Origin of the sequence: Kordiimonas sp. UBA4487 (genome assembly GCF_002389025.1) — a bacterium.
GTDB classification, from domain to species: domain Bacteria; phylum Pseudomonadota; class Alphaproteobacteria; order Sphingomonadales; family Kordiimonadaceae; genus Kordiimonas; species Kordiimonas lacus.
Genome location: NZ_DGNR01000013.1, coordinates 302,059 through 315,480, shown reverse-complemented (window position 1 = coordinate 315,480; position 13,422 = coordinate 302,059). Strand labels below are relative to the sequence as shown.

The 13,422-nt window shown below is 58.7% G+C and carries 15 protein-coding genes; 6 read left to right on the top strand and 9 right to left on the bottom strand.

What is annotated here, in order from left to right; translation table 11 throughout:
- Positions 1–213, bottom strand: coding sequence for a hypothetical protein (locus B3Z17_RS13045; RefSeq protein WP_068301645.1), 213 nt, complete (start codon positions 211–213; stop codon positions 1–3).
- Between the two features lie 186 nt (positions 214–399).
- On the opposite strand from B3Z17_RS13045, the gene B3Z17_RS13040 reads away from it, so the two are divergent.
- Positions 400–1,041 (top strand): glutathione S-transferase family protein, encoded by a 642-nt coding sequence (locus tag B3Z17_RS13040; RefSeq protein WP_286830165.1) that lies wholly within the window; start codon positions 400–402, stop codon positions 1,039–1,041.
- Positions 1,042–1,044: 3 nt separating this feature from the next.
- Here the strand turns inward: B3Z17_RS13040 and B3Z17_RS13035 are convergent, their stop codons facing one another.
- The 4 genes from B3Z17_RS13035 to B3Z17_RS13020 form a co-directional block, all read right to left on the bottom strand.
- On the bottom strand, positions 1,045–1,767 hold the full coding sequence (locus tag B3Z17_RS13035; protein ID WP_286830163.1) for a glutathione S-transferase family protein: 723 nt from the start codon (positions 1,765–1,767) through the stop codon (positions 1,045–1,047).
- A gap of 208 nt (positions 1,768–1,975) precedes the next feature.
- Positions 1,976–2,698: a class I SAM-dependent methyltransferase gene (locus B3Z17_RS13030; RefSeq protein WP_286830161.1), complete on the bottom strand. Its 723-nt coding sequence runs from the start codon at positions 2,696–2,698 to the stop codon at positions 1,976–1,978.
- Positions 2,688–3,944 (bottom strand): alpha/beta fold hydrolase, encoded by a 1,257-nt coding sequence (locus B3Z17_RS13025; protein ID WP_286830158.1) that lies wholly within the window; start codon positions 3,942–3,944, stop codon positions 2,688–2,690. The genes B3Z17_RS13030 and B3Z17_RS13025 overlap by 11 nt, the downstream gene beginning before the upstream one ends.
- Positions 3,941–4,129, bottom strand: coding sequence for a hypothetical protein (locus B3Z17_RS13020; RefSeq protein ID WP_068301635.1), 189 nt, complete (start codon positions 4,127–4,129; stop codon positions 3,941–3,943). Before B3Z17_RS13020 ends, B3Z17_RS13025 begins: the two co-directional genes overlap by 4 nt.
- Before the next feature lie 162 nt (positions 4,130–4,291).
- On the opposite strand from B3Z17_RS13020, the gene phaR reads away from it, so the two are divergent.
- Positions 4,292–4,885, top strand: a complete 594-nt coding sequence (phaR, locus tag B3Z17_RS13015) for a polyhydroxyalkanoate synthesis repressor PhaR (RefSeq protein ID WP_068303089.1) — start codon at positions 4,292–4,294, stop codon at positions 4,883–4,885.
- Positions 4,886–5,001: 116 nt separating this feature from the next.
- Positions 5,002–6,204, top strand: coding sequence for an MFS transporter (locus B3Z17_RS13010; protein WP_286830157.1), 1,203 nt, complete (start codon positions 5,002–5,004; stop codon positions 6,202–6,204).
- On the opposite strand, the gene B3Z17_RS13005 is transcribed toward B3Z17_RS13010, so the two are convergent.
- The 4 genes from B3Z17_RS13005 to B3Z17_RS12990 are packed head-to-tail and all read right to left on the bottom strand — an operon-like array spanning position 6,201 to position 9,754.
- On the bottom strand, positions 6,201–6,833 hold the full coding sequence (locus B3Z17_RS13005; protein WP_286830156.1) for an ABC-type transport auxiliary lipoprotein family protein: 633 nt from the start codon (positions 6,831–6,833) through the stop codon (positions 6,201–6,203). The two genes, B3Z17_RS13010 and B3Z17_RS13005, sit on opposite strands and share 4 nt — an antisense overlap.
- Positions 6,830–7,801 (bottom strand): MlaD family protein, encoded by a 972-nt coding sequence (locus B3Z17_RS13000; RefSeq protein WP_082714431.1) that lies wholly within the window; start codon positions 7,799–7,801, stop codon positions 6,830–6,832. The genes B3Z17_RS13005 and B3Z17_RS13000 overlap by 4 nt, the downstream gene beginning before the upstream one ends.
- Positions 7,802–7,835: 34 nt before the next feature.
- A complete protein-coding gene (locus B3Z17_RS12995) occupies positions 7,836–8,612 on the bottom strand; it encodes an ABC transporter ATP-binding protein (RefSeq protein ID WP_286830154.1) in 777 nt (258 codons plus the stop codon).
- A 2-nt stretch (positions 8,613–8,614) separates the two neighbouring features.
- A complete protein-coding gene (locus tag B3Z17_RS12990; protein ID WP_286830152.1) occupies positions 8,615–9,754 on the bottom strand; it encodes an ABC transporter permease in 1,140 nt (379 codons plus the stop codon).
- Positions 9,755–9,911: 157 nt separating this feature from the next.
- Here B3Z17_RS12990 and B3Z17_RS12985 point away from each other — a divergent pair, with 157 nt between their 5' ends.
- The 3 genes from B3Z17_RS12985 (at position 9,912) to pip (ending at position 13,276) form a co-directional block, all read left to right on the top strand.
- Complete coding sequence (locus B3Z17_RS12985; protein WP_286830150.1) at positions 9,912–11,312, top strand: MmgE/PrpD family protein; 1,401 nt, start codon at positions 9,912–9,914, stop codon at positions 11,310–11,312.
- 42 nt (positions 11,313–11,354) lie between these two features.
- Positions 11,355–12,167 (top strand): NTP transferase domain-containing protein, encoded by an 813-nt coding sequence (locus B3Z17_RS12980; protein ID WP_286830149.1) that lies wholly within the window; start codon positions 11,355–11,357, stop codon positions 12,165–12,167.
- Positions 12,168–12,310: 143 nt separating this feature from the next.
- Positions 12,311–13,276 carry a prolyl aminopeptidase gene (pip, locus tag B3Z17_RS12975; RefSeq protein ID WP_286830147.1) on the top strand — a complete coding sequence of 322 codons (966 nt, stop codon included), beginning with the start codon at positions 12,311–12,313 and terminating at the stop codon, positions 13,274–13,276.
- The last annotated feature ends 146 nt before the right edge of the window (positions 13,277–13,422 follow it).

Genomic DNA, 13,422 nt, shown 5'->3' with positions numbered 1-13,422 from the left:
CTAATCCTGCTTGTGGATGATCGGCACCAGCATGTCGCCCCAGGCGCCTTCTTCGTTATGGTAGCGGGAAGCACGCATCAGCTCGACCGTTACCCCTTTGCCCACGGCGGAGATAACAGCATCGTTCAGGCGGTGCAGGGCATTTGCCACCTGACGGATCGCCATTTCCTTGCTTTCTTCCATCGTCGAATCATTAGGGGTCTCGTTCGTCATATTGCTCTCCACTAGCTTGACGTTTCGAATAATTTTATGACCAAAACCATATTATCTGCGCAATAATAATACAAGGCCAGAAATCCGAAGAATTTTCATGCCTGACGCTGGAAAATGCCTCGCCGCGCGCTATGCTCACGGGGTTCTTCTGCAGCATGTTCAACTCTATCACGTCAGGAGAGACGGGTGACAAAGGCAGTAAAACCCATTCTGTACGGTGCCTTGGGCGGCGGGTCAGCCATTGTCGAAGCCGTGCTGACGCTTGCTGGTGAGCCCTATGACATGGCCACCATGGAATGGGGTGAGTTTGATCAGGCAGACGACGCTTTCTCAAAGATCAATCCGATGCGCGAAATCCCGGCCCTGAAACTTGCGGACGGGACTGTGCTCACTGAAAGCGCGGCCATTGGCCTGTGGGCCGCGGACCGGCACCCGGAAAGCGGCCTTGCACCCCTTCCCGACGCGCCGGAGCGTGCCAGTTTCCTGCGCTGGCTGGTGTGGCTGGTGGCCAGCATCTACCCCACCTTCACTTATGGCGATCACCCCGAACGCTATATCGCGGAAACAGCCGGCGCCAAGGCCCTGAGGCAGGCAACAGACGACCGCCGCCAGGCCCTTTGGCATCACATGGAAGCCTCCCTGCCCTTTGCCCCCTGGGCGATGGGAAGCCAGATGACCCTGATTGATATTTACATCGCGGCCATGACCCGCTGGCGACCGCGCCGCACCTGGTTCAAGGAAAACTGCCCCAAGCTTTATGCCGTAGCTGAACGGGTCGATGCCCTGCCCACGCTAGAAGACGTCTGGCAAAAGAACTTCGGCGCGTGAGGCTCAGTCCTCCTTTGGCCCATCAGCGTCGGGATAAACTGGTGCCAACCGATTTGCCTCCGCCATCCACTCTTTGACACTTGGCCGGTTCAGCAAAAGGTCTACCCATGCCAAAGCCTCATCGCACCCTTCGATGACTGGCTTATAGGCCAGAATACGGACGAAGGTGGGCACCAGCGCCAAATCCGCCAGTGTTATGTCGCCGTACAGGAACGGCCCGCCATAGCGCCATATTTCCTGATGAATAGTTGCAAACAGCTGGCTTGCTTCCTGCTGCTCCCGGTCGGTCAATGCCCTCCTTTGCGGGTGGAACGCGCTTTCAAAAGAAAGGGCTCCGCAGCACCCCGACAGTCCGGCATGTTGCCAAGCCAGCATCGAATGCGCACGGCTGCGTAACCTCGGGTCGTCGGGCATAAGCTTGCCACCAGACAAGTCATTTGCATGCGCCATGATGGCCAGCGAGTCAAAGATGCCAACGCCACCATCCAGCAACACCGGCACAGACAAAGAAGGAGAAACCGACCGTAACAATTCAAGGCCCTGAAAGCGCTGCGGACGGCGTAAATCCACTTCATAGTCATCAAACGTTATACCGCCTTCCTTGAGCGCGAGCCATGCCCGCATGGCCCAGGTAGAGGCATTCCGGTTTCCGCTGATGAAAATGCGCTTAGAGGACAGGGCCGCCAATTTGGCGGGGTCTTCCTTCAGTGGTTTTCTGGTCGTCATCTGTGGTTTCCCGTTAAACTTTGATAGGCCAACCTCTCCTGAAGCTGGCGCCCCATCTCAGGCCCCAGAAAACCATATTAAGCGATAACAAAAAAATTTTATTTAGCGCATATGGCAATTATTTCACGCACGATTTTAAGATTTTTCGCATATTTTATTAATAAATTTAATTAATACTGATTTTATACAATTCAGCAAGAGTCTCACCTCAAGGGCCTGTTAGTACCGGCATCACACCAACCTTTTTGGCGCTTTTCGGGATGGTGCCATAAACCTGTTTGCGCGCCGAGACAATCAGCGCCCCACCCAGGTTCCTGCCCAGAACGCCGATGGGGCGTTCGCCATACTTCAGCATTCTGGAAGCTATCGGCCGCATGAAGGGCGGCATCATCAGGGCCGTATCCCAGCCGTCCACCGGTAGCATTTGCTCTTCAAGAAAAGTCGCCAGCTGCCCTTTTGAATAGGGCCTGCCATGGCCAAAGGGTGTACCTTCATATGCCGCCCAGCTGCGCATCCGGTTGGGTACAACCGCAATCAACTGGCCTCCTGGCGCCAGCACACGCCAAATTTCCCTCAAAAGATTCACCGGCCTGTTGGCATGCTCCAATGCATGCACCAGGATCATCCGGTCAACCGAGCTATCGGCCAGCGGCAGGTTATATTCCTCAACCAGCGCCGTGCGGCTACCCACATGGGCCGGCCAATGGCAGACACCCTGTTGTGCGGGCATAAAGCCAAGATACCGGCTCCCCGCGTCCTGTTCGGCCTGCGCAAGATAATCCAGATAGGGCAAGGTAAACCCAAATCCGATTGTGATGCTGTCAGCCTTTGGCGCTGTCAGCCGCGCCAGCTTGGCCGAAATGATCGGGCAACTGGCGCGCCCGAGCGCGCTCTCGTAGAAACGGTACAAGGCAAGGACGTCAGGCCGCATGATCGTCCTCCAGCCACTTCAGGAGCGGCTCCCAAAGCCCCGTGCGGGCCTTGCTGCCCACCATCATACCCACATGCCCGGCGCCCGGGTCGTGCGCCACGGCATTCGGCAAACCATCCAGCATCGCGTAGGCACTTTCCTGCGGCACAAGGCGGTCTTCCTCGGGCGCGGCAATCCATACAGGGCAGGTGATGTCCTCCAGCCGCACCGGTGCATCCCCCACATACCACGCACCCCGACCCGGCGTATTATCGCGGTACCAGCCCAACATGGTTTCTTCTGCCACCTTGCGCGGCAGTGGCGCGCCTGTATTGGCCCAGGTCTCCAGGGCCACGAAAAACTCGGCCGCTTCGCTTGAAGGGTCCATGGCTTCGAACTTGCGAAACTTGCGGTCGTTGAGCGTTGGGTCAACACTGGTGAAAAAGGTCTGTACTGCATCCACCGGCAGGGGCATGCCAGTGGGCAGTTTGGCCAGCGCTTCGGCCATCACGGGCGCATATTTCTTGCCGGCGTGCGGCTTTTTGGTATCGAAATCCCACGGGGCGGCCACCAGCGCCAGCTTCGAGACCATGTCCGCTGCTCGCGCCGCAAGCGCGGTTGTCAGGGTGCCACCCATGCAGTAGCCCAGCACAGGCACCGCCTCACCGGCGACACCCGCGACATGCTCGAGGAACGGCTTCAACCGCTTCATGACAAAATCACCAATACCGAACCTGAGTTCTTCCTCGCCCGGGTCATACCAATGCACCAGATAGGGGCGGTAGCCCCGTTCCTTCAGGAAAGTGGCCAGGCTGCGCCCGGGCTTCAGGTCCAGCACATAATGCGGGTTGATCAGGCTGGGCACCATCAGGATCGGTTTACCCGACCCACCAAAATCATAGAGCCGACAGCTGCCAATCTTCAGCGCGAGCGCCGCGGCGCTTTCCGGCCGTTTGTAGGGGTGTGCGATATATTTGGCGATGCCGCGCAACATGGTGTCGGCCCGGCCTGACGCTTTCTTTTCCACCGCCGCATAAAGCCGCTGCCAGTCCTCTTCCGTGCGCATCAGACCCTTGAGCGCCTCCAGGCTGTCGCGCACACCCAAATGCCACATGCCCGTGCCGGCCCGCAGGCGGCGGACACCTGCGCCCGCTTCGCGCCAGATCATCAGGCTGTTGGCAAGGTGAAGCGACATGGGCCGTGGCCCACGAATTTGCGCCTCAATCTCGCCCCAGGGGCGGGCCGTGTCTTGTGGTTCGGCGGTCATGCGTCTTCCCCGGCATCGGGTTTAGTATCCAGCGGCACTTCCAGCAGGGCTGCAAGTTCGGCGTGCGGCAGCAGGTCCTTCTCGGTTGCCCACAGACGGATATTCTCCTGCCACAAGGTCAGGAACAGGTCGGCCGCTTGTTCAATATCTTCGTCGCGCATGACAAAATCACTATAGGAAGCCATGATTTAGCGCAAAGTCATTTTCTTTGTGCATTTGCACAATTTTCCTTGCGGCAGCGCACCAAATACCATTTAATTCCGCGAATTAATCAAGGATTTGCCGCACTTTCGGATTTTTTCGCACATGCGAGGAAAGGGGACCCGGGCGGCAGGATGGGACAGAAGATGGCACGGAAAAAACGCGACCACGGCGAACCGATCATCATCAAAAAATATGCGAACCGGCGGCTCTATAACACCGAGACCTCGAGTTATGTGACGCTTGACCACCTGGCTGACATGATCAAATCCGGTGAGGAATTCGTGGTGCGCGATGCCAAAACGGGCGAAGACATCACCCGCGCGGTGCTGACCCAGATTATCTTTGAAAAAGAAACCCGCGAAAAAAACATGCTGCCAATCTCCTTCCTCAGGCAGCTGATCAGCCTTTATGGTGACAGCCTTCAGGCCATGGTGCCAAGCTACCTGCAAAGCGCGATGGAAGTGCTGACACGGCATCAGGAGCAGATCCGTTCGACATGCGGCGAAGGTGTGGACACCGGCAATTTCATGCCAATTTTTGAAGAACTGACACGCCAGAATCTGGCACTGTTCGAACAAAGCATGCGCACCTTCACGTCCGGCCCCCAGGCTGCAAGAAAACCCGCAGCCCAACCCGCGGCGGAGGCGCCCAAGGCGGGCGAGAAGGACAAGGAAATCGCCGATCTTCAGGCACAGCTTGCGGCGCTCAAGGAAAAAGTGGACGCGCTTTCAAGCTAACGCGCGGGCCGCACACTTTATCCCGTTCTCGCAAATTCGTGATACACGACAGCGCCAAAGTGTGTTCAAGTGTGCCACCAATCAAACAAAGCCACTAAGCAAGAGTTTATCAGGCCATGCCAGCCATCCTGTTTGCCATTTTTATCGACCTTCTGGGCTTCGGTATCATCGTGCCGATCCTGCCGTTTCTGGTTGGACCTTATGTGGGCACGGTCACGGTGGGCGGTGTCGTGCTGGATGAAGCCACGCTGGGTGCGGGCCTGTTTTCAATCTATTCGCTGACGGCCTTTGCGGCAGGGCCCCTGTGGGGGCGACTGTCCGACCGCATCGGCAGGCGCACGGCACTGGCCGCAACCTTCCTTGGCGCCATGGCGTCCTATATCCTGCTGGCCTTTTCAGACAGCCTGTTGATGCTTTTTGTCGCCCGCGCCTTTTCGGGTGCCATGGCAGGCAATGTGGGCATCGCCATGGCTGCCATGGCCGACCTGACGGACGAAAGCAACCGCGGCCGCGCCATGGGGCTGATCGGTGCGGTTTTCGGGCTGGGGTTCGCCTTCGGCCCGCTGGTGGGCGGCCAACTTAGTGGGCTGAGCACCGCAGGCGGCGGGTCCGCCATCCTGTTGCCTGGGCTTGCGGCAGCGTGCCTGTCGCTCATAGCGGCGGTTATGGCTTATTATTTCATATCCGAAACGATATCCAGCCCCCAGGAAACAGAAGCTGACACAGCGCCAAAGAGAGCACCCTGGTCCACCTTCCTGAAAACGCCGGCGCAACTGGCCCTATTTTCCATGTTCATCGTCACCTCCGCCGGCCAGATCATGGCCTTCACCATCATGCCTTTCTGGACAAAGGACCTCCTGTTCTGGAGCCAGGAGGAAGTAGGCAACCTGATGGGCGCCATCGGCCTTTGTATCGCCGCGATCCAATCCCTGGCCACAGGGCCACTGTTCAAAAGCATTGGCGAACTCAAGGCGCTGGTGCTGGGCGGCACCATTCATTTGATCGGCTGTATGGTGATTATTTTTGCCACACCTTCATTCCTGGTGGCGCTGATTGCCTTCCCGCTTTTGATGAGCGGCATGACCCTTTCGTTTCCCGCGCTCAACAGCCTGCTTTCGCAGCGCACGGACCGGCGTCATCAAGGGGCCGCGCTGGGGTTATCAAGCGGCATATCAGCGCTTGGCCGGGTAGCTGGCCCGCTGGCCGCAGGGTTTCTGTATACGAAAGCCGCACCGGCACCGCTGTTTTACGCCATCGCGCTGACCAGCGGCACGCTGCTGGCGTGGAGTTTCTGGGAACTCAGGAAAGGTGAGGCCTAACCAGCCTCGCACTGGGAAAAACGGGCACCGAACCAGGCCACAGCGTCACCTGACAGATCAGCCATGGCACCATTGAAGGCCGCCATGACAGCGTCTGTACCCTCTCCAGCAACAGTGGGGGTCTGGCTGAACGTGGTTTTGCTGATCAGGTGATTGTCCTTCAGCCGCACAAGCGACATTTCAATGGCAATCGAGACGCGGTCATCCCTTGCCCTTTCGCCAGGAACATATTCAAGTTCCCAGACCTTCAGGCCCAGACGGCAAGCCGCCCGGATGTCCAGGCCGCCATCGCCGACCAACAGTGCATCGGTCTCGCTACCGAACGACCGGGTGAAATAGTCCCGCGTCAGGTCGGACACCGGCGCAGACCAGCGCACGCCGCCAATGGTGCTGCGCTGATTGTCAGGCAGAGCCACAGCCACAGCTTCCCCCTTCAGGCCGTCCGCCACCGTTGGCTCATCCACATAGACCACAGGCCCATTGCCGTCAGCAAAGCCGCCCTGATAGCGCAGTGTATAGATGGTATCTGCCGGACCTTCATCGCCAAAGGAAACGATGGGGCCACATGACGCTAGGGCAAAGGAGGCGGCCAACAAGCCCAGCGCACTGCTTTTGAAAACCTGCCTCACTCTTTCGTCTCCTTCACCTTGCGCGCATCAAGGTCGTATTTGCTTTGGTTTGGCCCGAACAGGGTTTCTGCCGGGTTCTGTTCAATCTTGCTGACCAGGCGGGACAGGCTGCGCGCCGTACTGCGCAGGTCCATGATCATCCGCGACACTTCCGGCAGGCTGCCCGACACAAACTGGGTCACGCTATCCTCATTAGCCGCCACCAGCGCATCAACACGCTCCAACATGGCCTGGGCGGCGTTCATGGTCTCGATGGCTTCGGCCATCAGCTGTTCCCCGTCTTCGGCCAACAGTTTGTTGCCGCTATCCGCCAACGCGCCCAGTTTGGCAGCGGTTTCATTCACCTGAAGCATCACCTCGTGTGCGTCCGCCACAAGGGTGTCGAAATCCTCTGTGCCGTCCGCCAGGTTCGTCGCCGCCCGGTTGGCATTATCAAGGACACTGGCAACCTTGCCGATATTTTCGTCGCTCAGCAGCTTCCGTACTTGAACAATCGCCAGGATCGCCTCATTCACCAGGTTTGGGGCGCTTTCATAAAACTCCATCAAAGGAGACGCTTCGGCCGCAATCACTGGATACTCATGCCCCGGCTCGGCCTTCAGGCGCTCGCCGCCCTGTGCACCGCCTTTCAGCTCAATGTAAGCCACGCCGGTCAGGCCCTGGAATTCAAGCCGCGCCGTGGTGCTGGCATTGACCGGCACCTCGTCCCTGAGGCGCACATGAACCCGCACCTTGCGTGTATCGTTTGGCGCCAGCGTGATATCGCGCACATCACCCACCGGGATACCCAGATAATAAACAATACTGCGCTTATAGAGGCCCGAAACAGAGCCATCGAACAGGATGTCATATTCGCGGTATTCGGCGTCCAGATCCACCTTGGCAATCCAGATAGCAAAGGCGATAAGGCCAGCCAGGAACGCCAGCACGAAACTGCCAACCAATATATGTGATGCCCGAGTTTCCATATGTCGTTGCCTATGTCCTACCTAGTCTTTGGCCTTAGTCTTGTGCGCCGGCGGCCCGCGCACGGGGACCATGAAAATATTCCTGCACCCAGGGATGGTCATAGGCCATCACCTCTTTAAGGGGCGCATTGATCAGGATTTTCTTATCCCCCAGCACCGCGATACGGTCGCATACTCTGACAAGCGTGTCGAGATCATGGGTTACCAGAAATACCGTAAGCCCCAGCGATCGGCTGAGCTCCTGCACCAGTTCGTCGAAGGCTGCTGCGCCGATAGGGTCCAAGCCCGCGGTGGGTTCATCCAGAAACAGAAGGTCCGGGTCCAGCGCGAGCGAGCGCGCCAGCGCCGCCCGCTTGCGCATGCCGCCAGACAGATCACTTGGGAACTTGGCCGCCGCATCCAGCGAAAGCCCCGCCATCTGCAGCTTTGAAAGCGCCAGGTCTTTCATCAGGCTATGGGACATATGGAAATGTTCCCTCAGCGGCACCTGGATATTTTGCCCGACCGTAAGCGACGAGAAAAGCGCGCCGTCCTGAAACAGTACCCCCCAGTCACGGCGGGACAGGCGGTCTTCTTCGTCTGTCATAGCGGCACGGTCCTGACCATTGATCTCAATGGTGCCGGCCTCAGGCTTCAAAAGCCCGATAATGGCCTTCAGGAGCACTGATTTGCCCGTACCCGAGCCACCAACCACGCCCAAAATTTCGCCGCGTTTCACGTCGAGGTCCAGCCCGTCATGCACCACATGGGGGCCGAAGGCGGTCTTGAGGCCGCGCACTTTCACCACAATGTCGTCCCGATTATCCGCCACGCCTATAGCCCCACACTGGTAAAGAAGATGGCGAACAGCGCATCCAGCACAATCACCAGGAAAATGGACTGCACGACGCTCCTGGTCGTGCGCATGCCGAGCGCATCGGCGCTGCCGTGCACCCGAAGGCCGTGGTAACAGCCGGTGGTGGCAATGACGGCGGCAAAGAAAGGCGCCTTGATGATGCCGACCCAATAATGGTCGATCGAGATTACCTCGCGGAAGTAGGTCAGGAAATTGGCCGGGGTGATATCAAGTTGGATCCAGGCCATCAGGGCCCCGCCCGCGATACCGACAATATCGGCATAGAAAGCCAGTAGCGGCAGACACACCACAAGTGCCACAAGGCGCGGCAGCACCAGCACGTCGATAGGATTCATTCCCAGCGTTTTCATGGCGTCCACTTCTTCATGCAGCACCATCGACCCGATCTGGGCGGTGAAAGCGCTGCCGGACCGGCCTGCGATGATGATGGCGGTCAAAAGAATACCCAGTTCCCTGAGGTGGCCGATCCCCAGCATGTCGATGACGAAGATATCAGCGCCGAACCGCGCCAGCTGGATCGCGCCCTGGTTCACCATCACGGCACCGATCAGGAAAGAGATCAGACCCACAATCCCCATGGACTGAAGCCCCACCACTTCCATCTGATGGATCACTGGCACGAGGCGAACACGACCCATGTCAAACAGGGAGCCGAACAGGCGCATCAGCACCAGTCCAAGGAAACCAAGAAGCCGGGCCGAAGACCGAAGGGCCGTCATGGTGGCCTCGCCCGCCTGCAGAAGCGGCAACAGGTACCACGGCGCATGGTCTGGCTCCGTGGCCGCGGGTGGCGGACAGCAGGTGATGACATCAAGCAGGGTCTTGTGGGCCGCCAGCACGCCAGTGAGCACAGCAGCGCCCGCTTCCTCAATGGCCGCGCAGTAGCGCCGGATCAAAACGGCGCCTGTGGTATCCAGGCTACCAATGGCGGAACAATCAACCACCGCGCCCGCTTTGCAGGCGGCAACGACGCCGGGCATGGCGCTGTCGATATCCACGGCATTGTCGATGGTCCAGTCGCCGTGCAGGCGCACCATGGCGCTCGGGCTACCGCTTTCCACCGTTACAAAGCCGTTATCTGTCAGCGCTCCCGCCACTTTTTTGCCACTTCCCTCTTGATAAATCCTATTAAAGCGGCACATAGAAGCCGCCTGAAAAACAAACACGGACTTTATCTGCCGGTTTTATTTAACTATAAATAAATCTTGCTGAATTCAGACCAACACACAAGCCATATAAAACACCAAGGGACATATGAAGGTCAATTCGGATAACCCGCTGCACGCATTTGCAGCATGGACGGCTGGCGTGGACGCCTCCTGGTCGGGCCTCGCGCTTGACCGGGCCCGCGATGCCTTCATTGACACCGTTGCTGTGATGATCCCTGGCGCCGTCGAGGACGTCACAGGCAAGGTCTTCTCGCTGGCGGCCAAATGGGGCCGGGGTGACTGCCGCGCTGTAGGCTTCACGGAAGGCCTGTCGGCGCCGATGGCGGCGCTGGTGAATGGCACGGCTGCCCATGCCCTGGATTTTGACGACAATTTCGACCCCGCGAAAGCCCACGCCAGCGCCGTTCTGGCGCCTGCGCTGCTGGCCATCGCGGATGAGCGCGACCTGAAGGGCCATGCGCTTCTTGACGCCTATATCGTTGGCCTGCAGATGATTGGCCGCGTGGGTCAGGGTGTGAACCCCTTCCACCGCAGCCGCGGCTGGCACGCCACCGCAACCGTGGGTGCCGTGGGCACGGCGGCTGGGTGCGCACGCCTGATGGGGCTGACCGAGGAACAAACAGCCCACGCCATTTCCCTGTCCACCAGCCTTGCGGGCGGCTTCATGAGCCAGTTTGGCACCATGACCAAACCGCTGCACGCTGGCCTCGCCGCCGCAGGCGCCGTTCAGGCCGCCCAGTTTGCCGAAGCCGGCATCACGGCAGGGGCAAACACGCTGCATGCACCGAATGGCATGGGCACGCTGATGGTGGGGCAGGACGTGGAAGAACTGCGGGCGATCATGGCCGACAAGGACGAATACGGCCAGAAGGTCCAGTTCGCCACCACAGACATCGGTACGCCGCTGCACATTGAGGAATATGGCCTGAAGCTGAAGCGTTTCCCCAATTGCGGCAGCGTGCACCGGTCGCTCGATGGCCTGCTGGCGCTAAAGGAAAAGCATGGTTTTGAGGCCCCAGATGTGGCGGAAATATTCGTCCGCGCGCCAGCCGCGCACCTCCGCAACCTGATGTATGAGCGGCCAACAAATTCGATGGAAGCCAAATTCAGCCTTGAATATGGCCTCGCTGTTGGCTTATTGACTGGCAACGCGACACTTGCGGACTATGAAGAGTCTGCGATTGATCGCCCGGAAGTTACCGCTCTTCTACCGCTTGTTCGCAAGGAATATGTGGAAAAGCTGGAAAGCGATTTCCCGACCGAAGTTCATGTCACGCTGAAATCCGGCACCACCATGAGCATCAGTGTGGAAATGCCTGTGGGCTCAAGTGCTGCGCCCCTGACGCTGGACCAGCTTTGGGACAAATTCGACGGCTGTGTGGGTACCCTTCTGGATACCGAACGATATAGGACTGCAAGAGAGACATTGATGGCGCTTCAAAGTGACGCACCCGCGCGAAAACTCATGTCTTCCTTATCGGACTAGCCTGATTTACACTATGCCCTGTTGGGTAGGAGGGACATCCCTATGACTGAGACAAAGAAAGCCACCGCCCTCGTGCTGGCAGCAAGTCGCCGCGGACCAGCCGACGCCGTTGCCCAAATCCAGGGTGTCAGCCACAAATGCCTGGTAACGCTGGACGATGTTGTGATGCTCGAGCGCGTGGTCAACGAAATCAAGAACGCCCGCGGCATCGACCGGGTGTTTGTTTCCATCGAAAGCGAAGAACTGCTTCGGTCTGTGCCGACGCTGGCGGCCATGTTGAACAAGGGTGAAATACACTTTGTGCCAAGCGCGGACAACTTGTATCTGTCTGTCGCAGAAGCGACCGCCAAGATCGAAGACCCGTATCCGATGGTGATCACCACCGGTGACAATGCGCTTCATACCACGGAAATGGTCGAGCATTTCTGCGCGGACATTGCTGAAAGCAAGCCCGACGCAGCCATTGCCATGACCCCGGCATCCGTGATTCTGGAAGCATACCCCGAAGGCAAACGGGCGTTCCACAACCTGAAGGATGGCGGCTGGTCAAGCTGCAACCTCTATGCGCTGGCCAATGACAAGGCGCTCAAGGCGGCCAAGATATTCGAAGGCGGCGGCCAGTTCGGCAAGAAGCCACAGCGTATCATGAAGGCCTTCGGCCTGATGTTCATGTTGCTGTACCGCTATAAACTGGCGACCATCGACCAGCTTGCACGGATGATGTCGCGGCGCTGGAAATTGGACGTACGCGTGGTTCGCATGCCGTTTGCGGACGCGCCGATCGATGTGGACAACCCGGGTGATTTCGCATTGACCGAACGTATCCTGAAGTCACGGCGCCAGGCAGCGGAATAACCGCCCAAGTATGACAGTGAGAAGGCGCCACATGGCGCCTTTTTCATTGCCCGCCAGACGCGCAATCGTGTTTCTTGTTTTATTAACCTCTGCCGCTTATCCTGAATAAAACCTCAGACGGCAAAAAACTACGGGACAGCACGGTGCGCGCAGACAGTACAACGACCCTCCGCTCTCTTTATCCATCCATCGAGCCTTATGTGAGCGAACGCCTGAAGGTACCGGGCGGGCATGAGATATATGTGGAGCAATCGGGCAACCCGGTGGGCATTCCCATTGTCTTTGTGCACGGCGGCCCCGGTGGCGGCACCAGCCCGATCCAGCGCCGGTTCTTCAACCCGGCGAAATACCGCATCATCCTGTTTGACCAGCGCGGCTGCGGCAAAAGCCGCCCGCACGCATCGCTCGAGAGTAACACCAGCCAGGACCTCGTGGCTGACATGGAAGCCATCCGCCAGCATCTGAACATCGACAGCTGGTTCCTGTTCGGGGGCTCGTGGGGCAGCACGCTGTCGCTCCTCTACGGTGAAGCCTATCCCGAACACACACGCGGCCTGATCCTGCGCGGCATTTTCCTGTCGCGCCAGCGCGAGCTGGACTGGTTCTACAAGGGCGGCACCAGCAGCATTTTCCCTGAATCCTGGGCCCGTTTCATCAGCCCGATCCCTGAGGAAGAGCGCGATGACCTGATCAGTGCCTACTATAAGCGCCTGGTGGACCCGGCCTGGGAAGAAGACCGCCTGACCTACGCCAAGGAATGGAGCCTGTGGGAAGGCAGCACGGTGACCCTGGTGCCAGACGAGGAACAACGCGCCCATTCGGTGGACCCCGTGTTCGCGCTCGCCTTCGCGCGCATCGAGGCCCATTATTTCAAGCACCGCAGCTTCCTTGAAACCGACAACCAGATTCTGGACGACGCCCATAAGCTCAGGGGCGTGCCCGTCACCATTGTGCAGGGCCGCTATGACGCCATCTGCCCGCCGACCAGCGCGTGGGAACTGGCACAGGCAATGCCATGGGCCAACCTGAGGATCGTACCGGTGGCTGGCCATTCGGCGTTCGAACCCGCAATCCAGCATGAGCTGATCTGCGCCACGGATGCGGCCTAGGCGCGACCTGACTACCAAATATTGGTACAGGGCAGTATGGACCCTGAAACAAGTTCAGGGTGACGACCCTGGAGGCTTCGCCACCGTAAACACTATCTGTCATGCTGAACTTGTTTCAGCATCCATAGCGGTCCCTGCGACCTGAT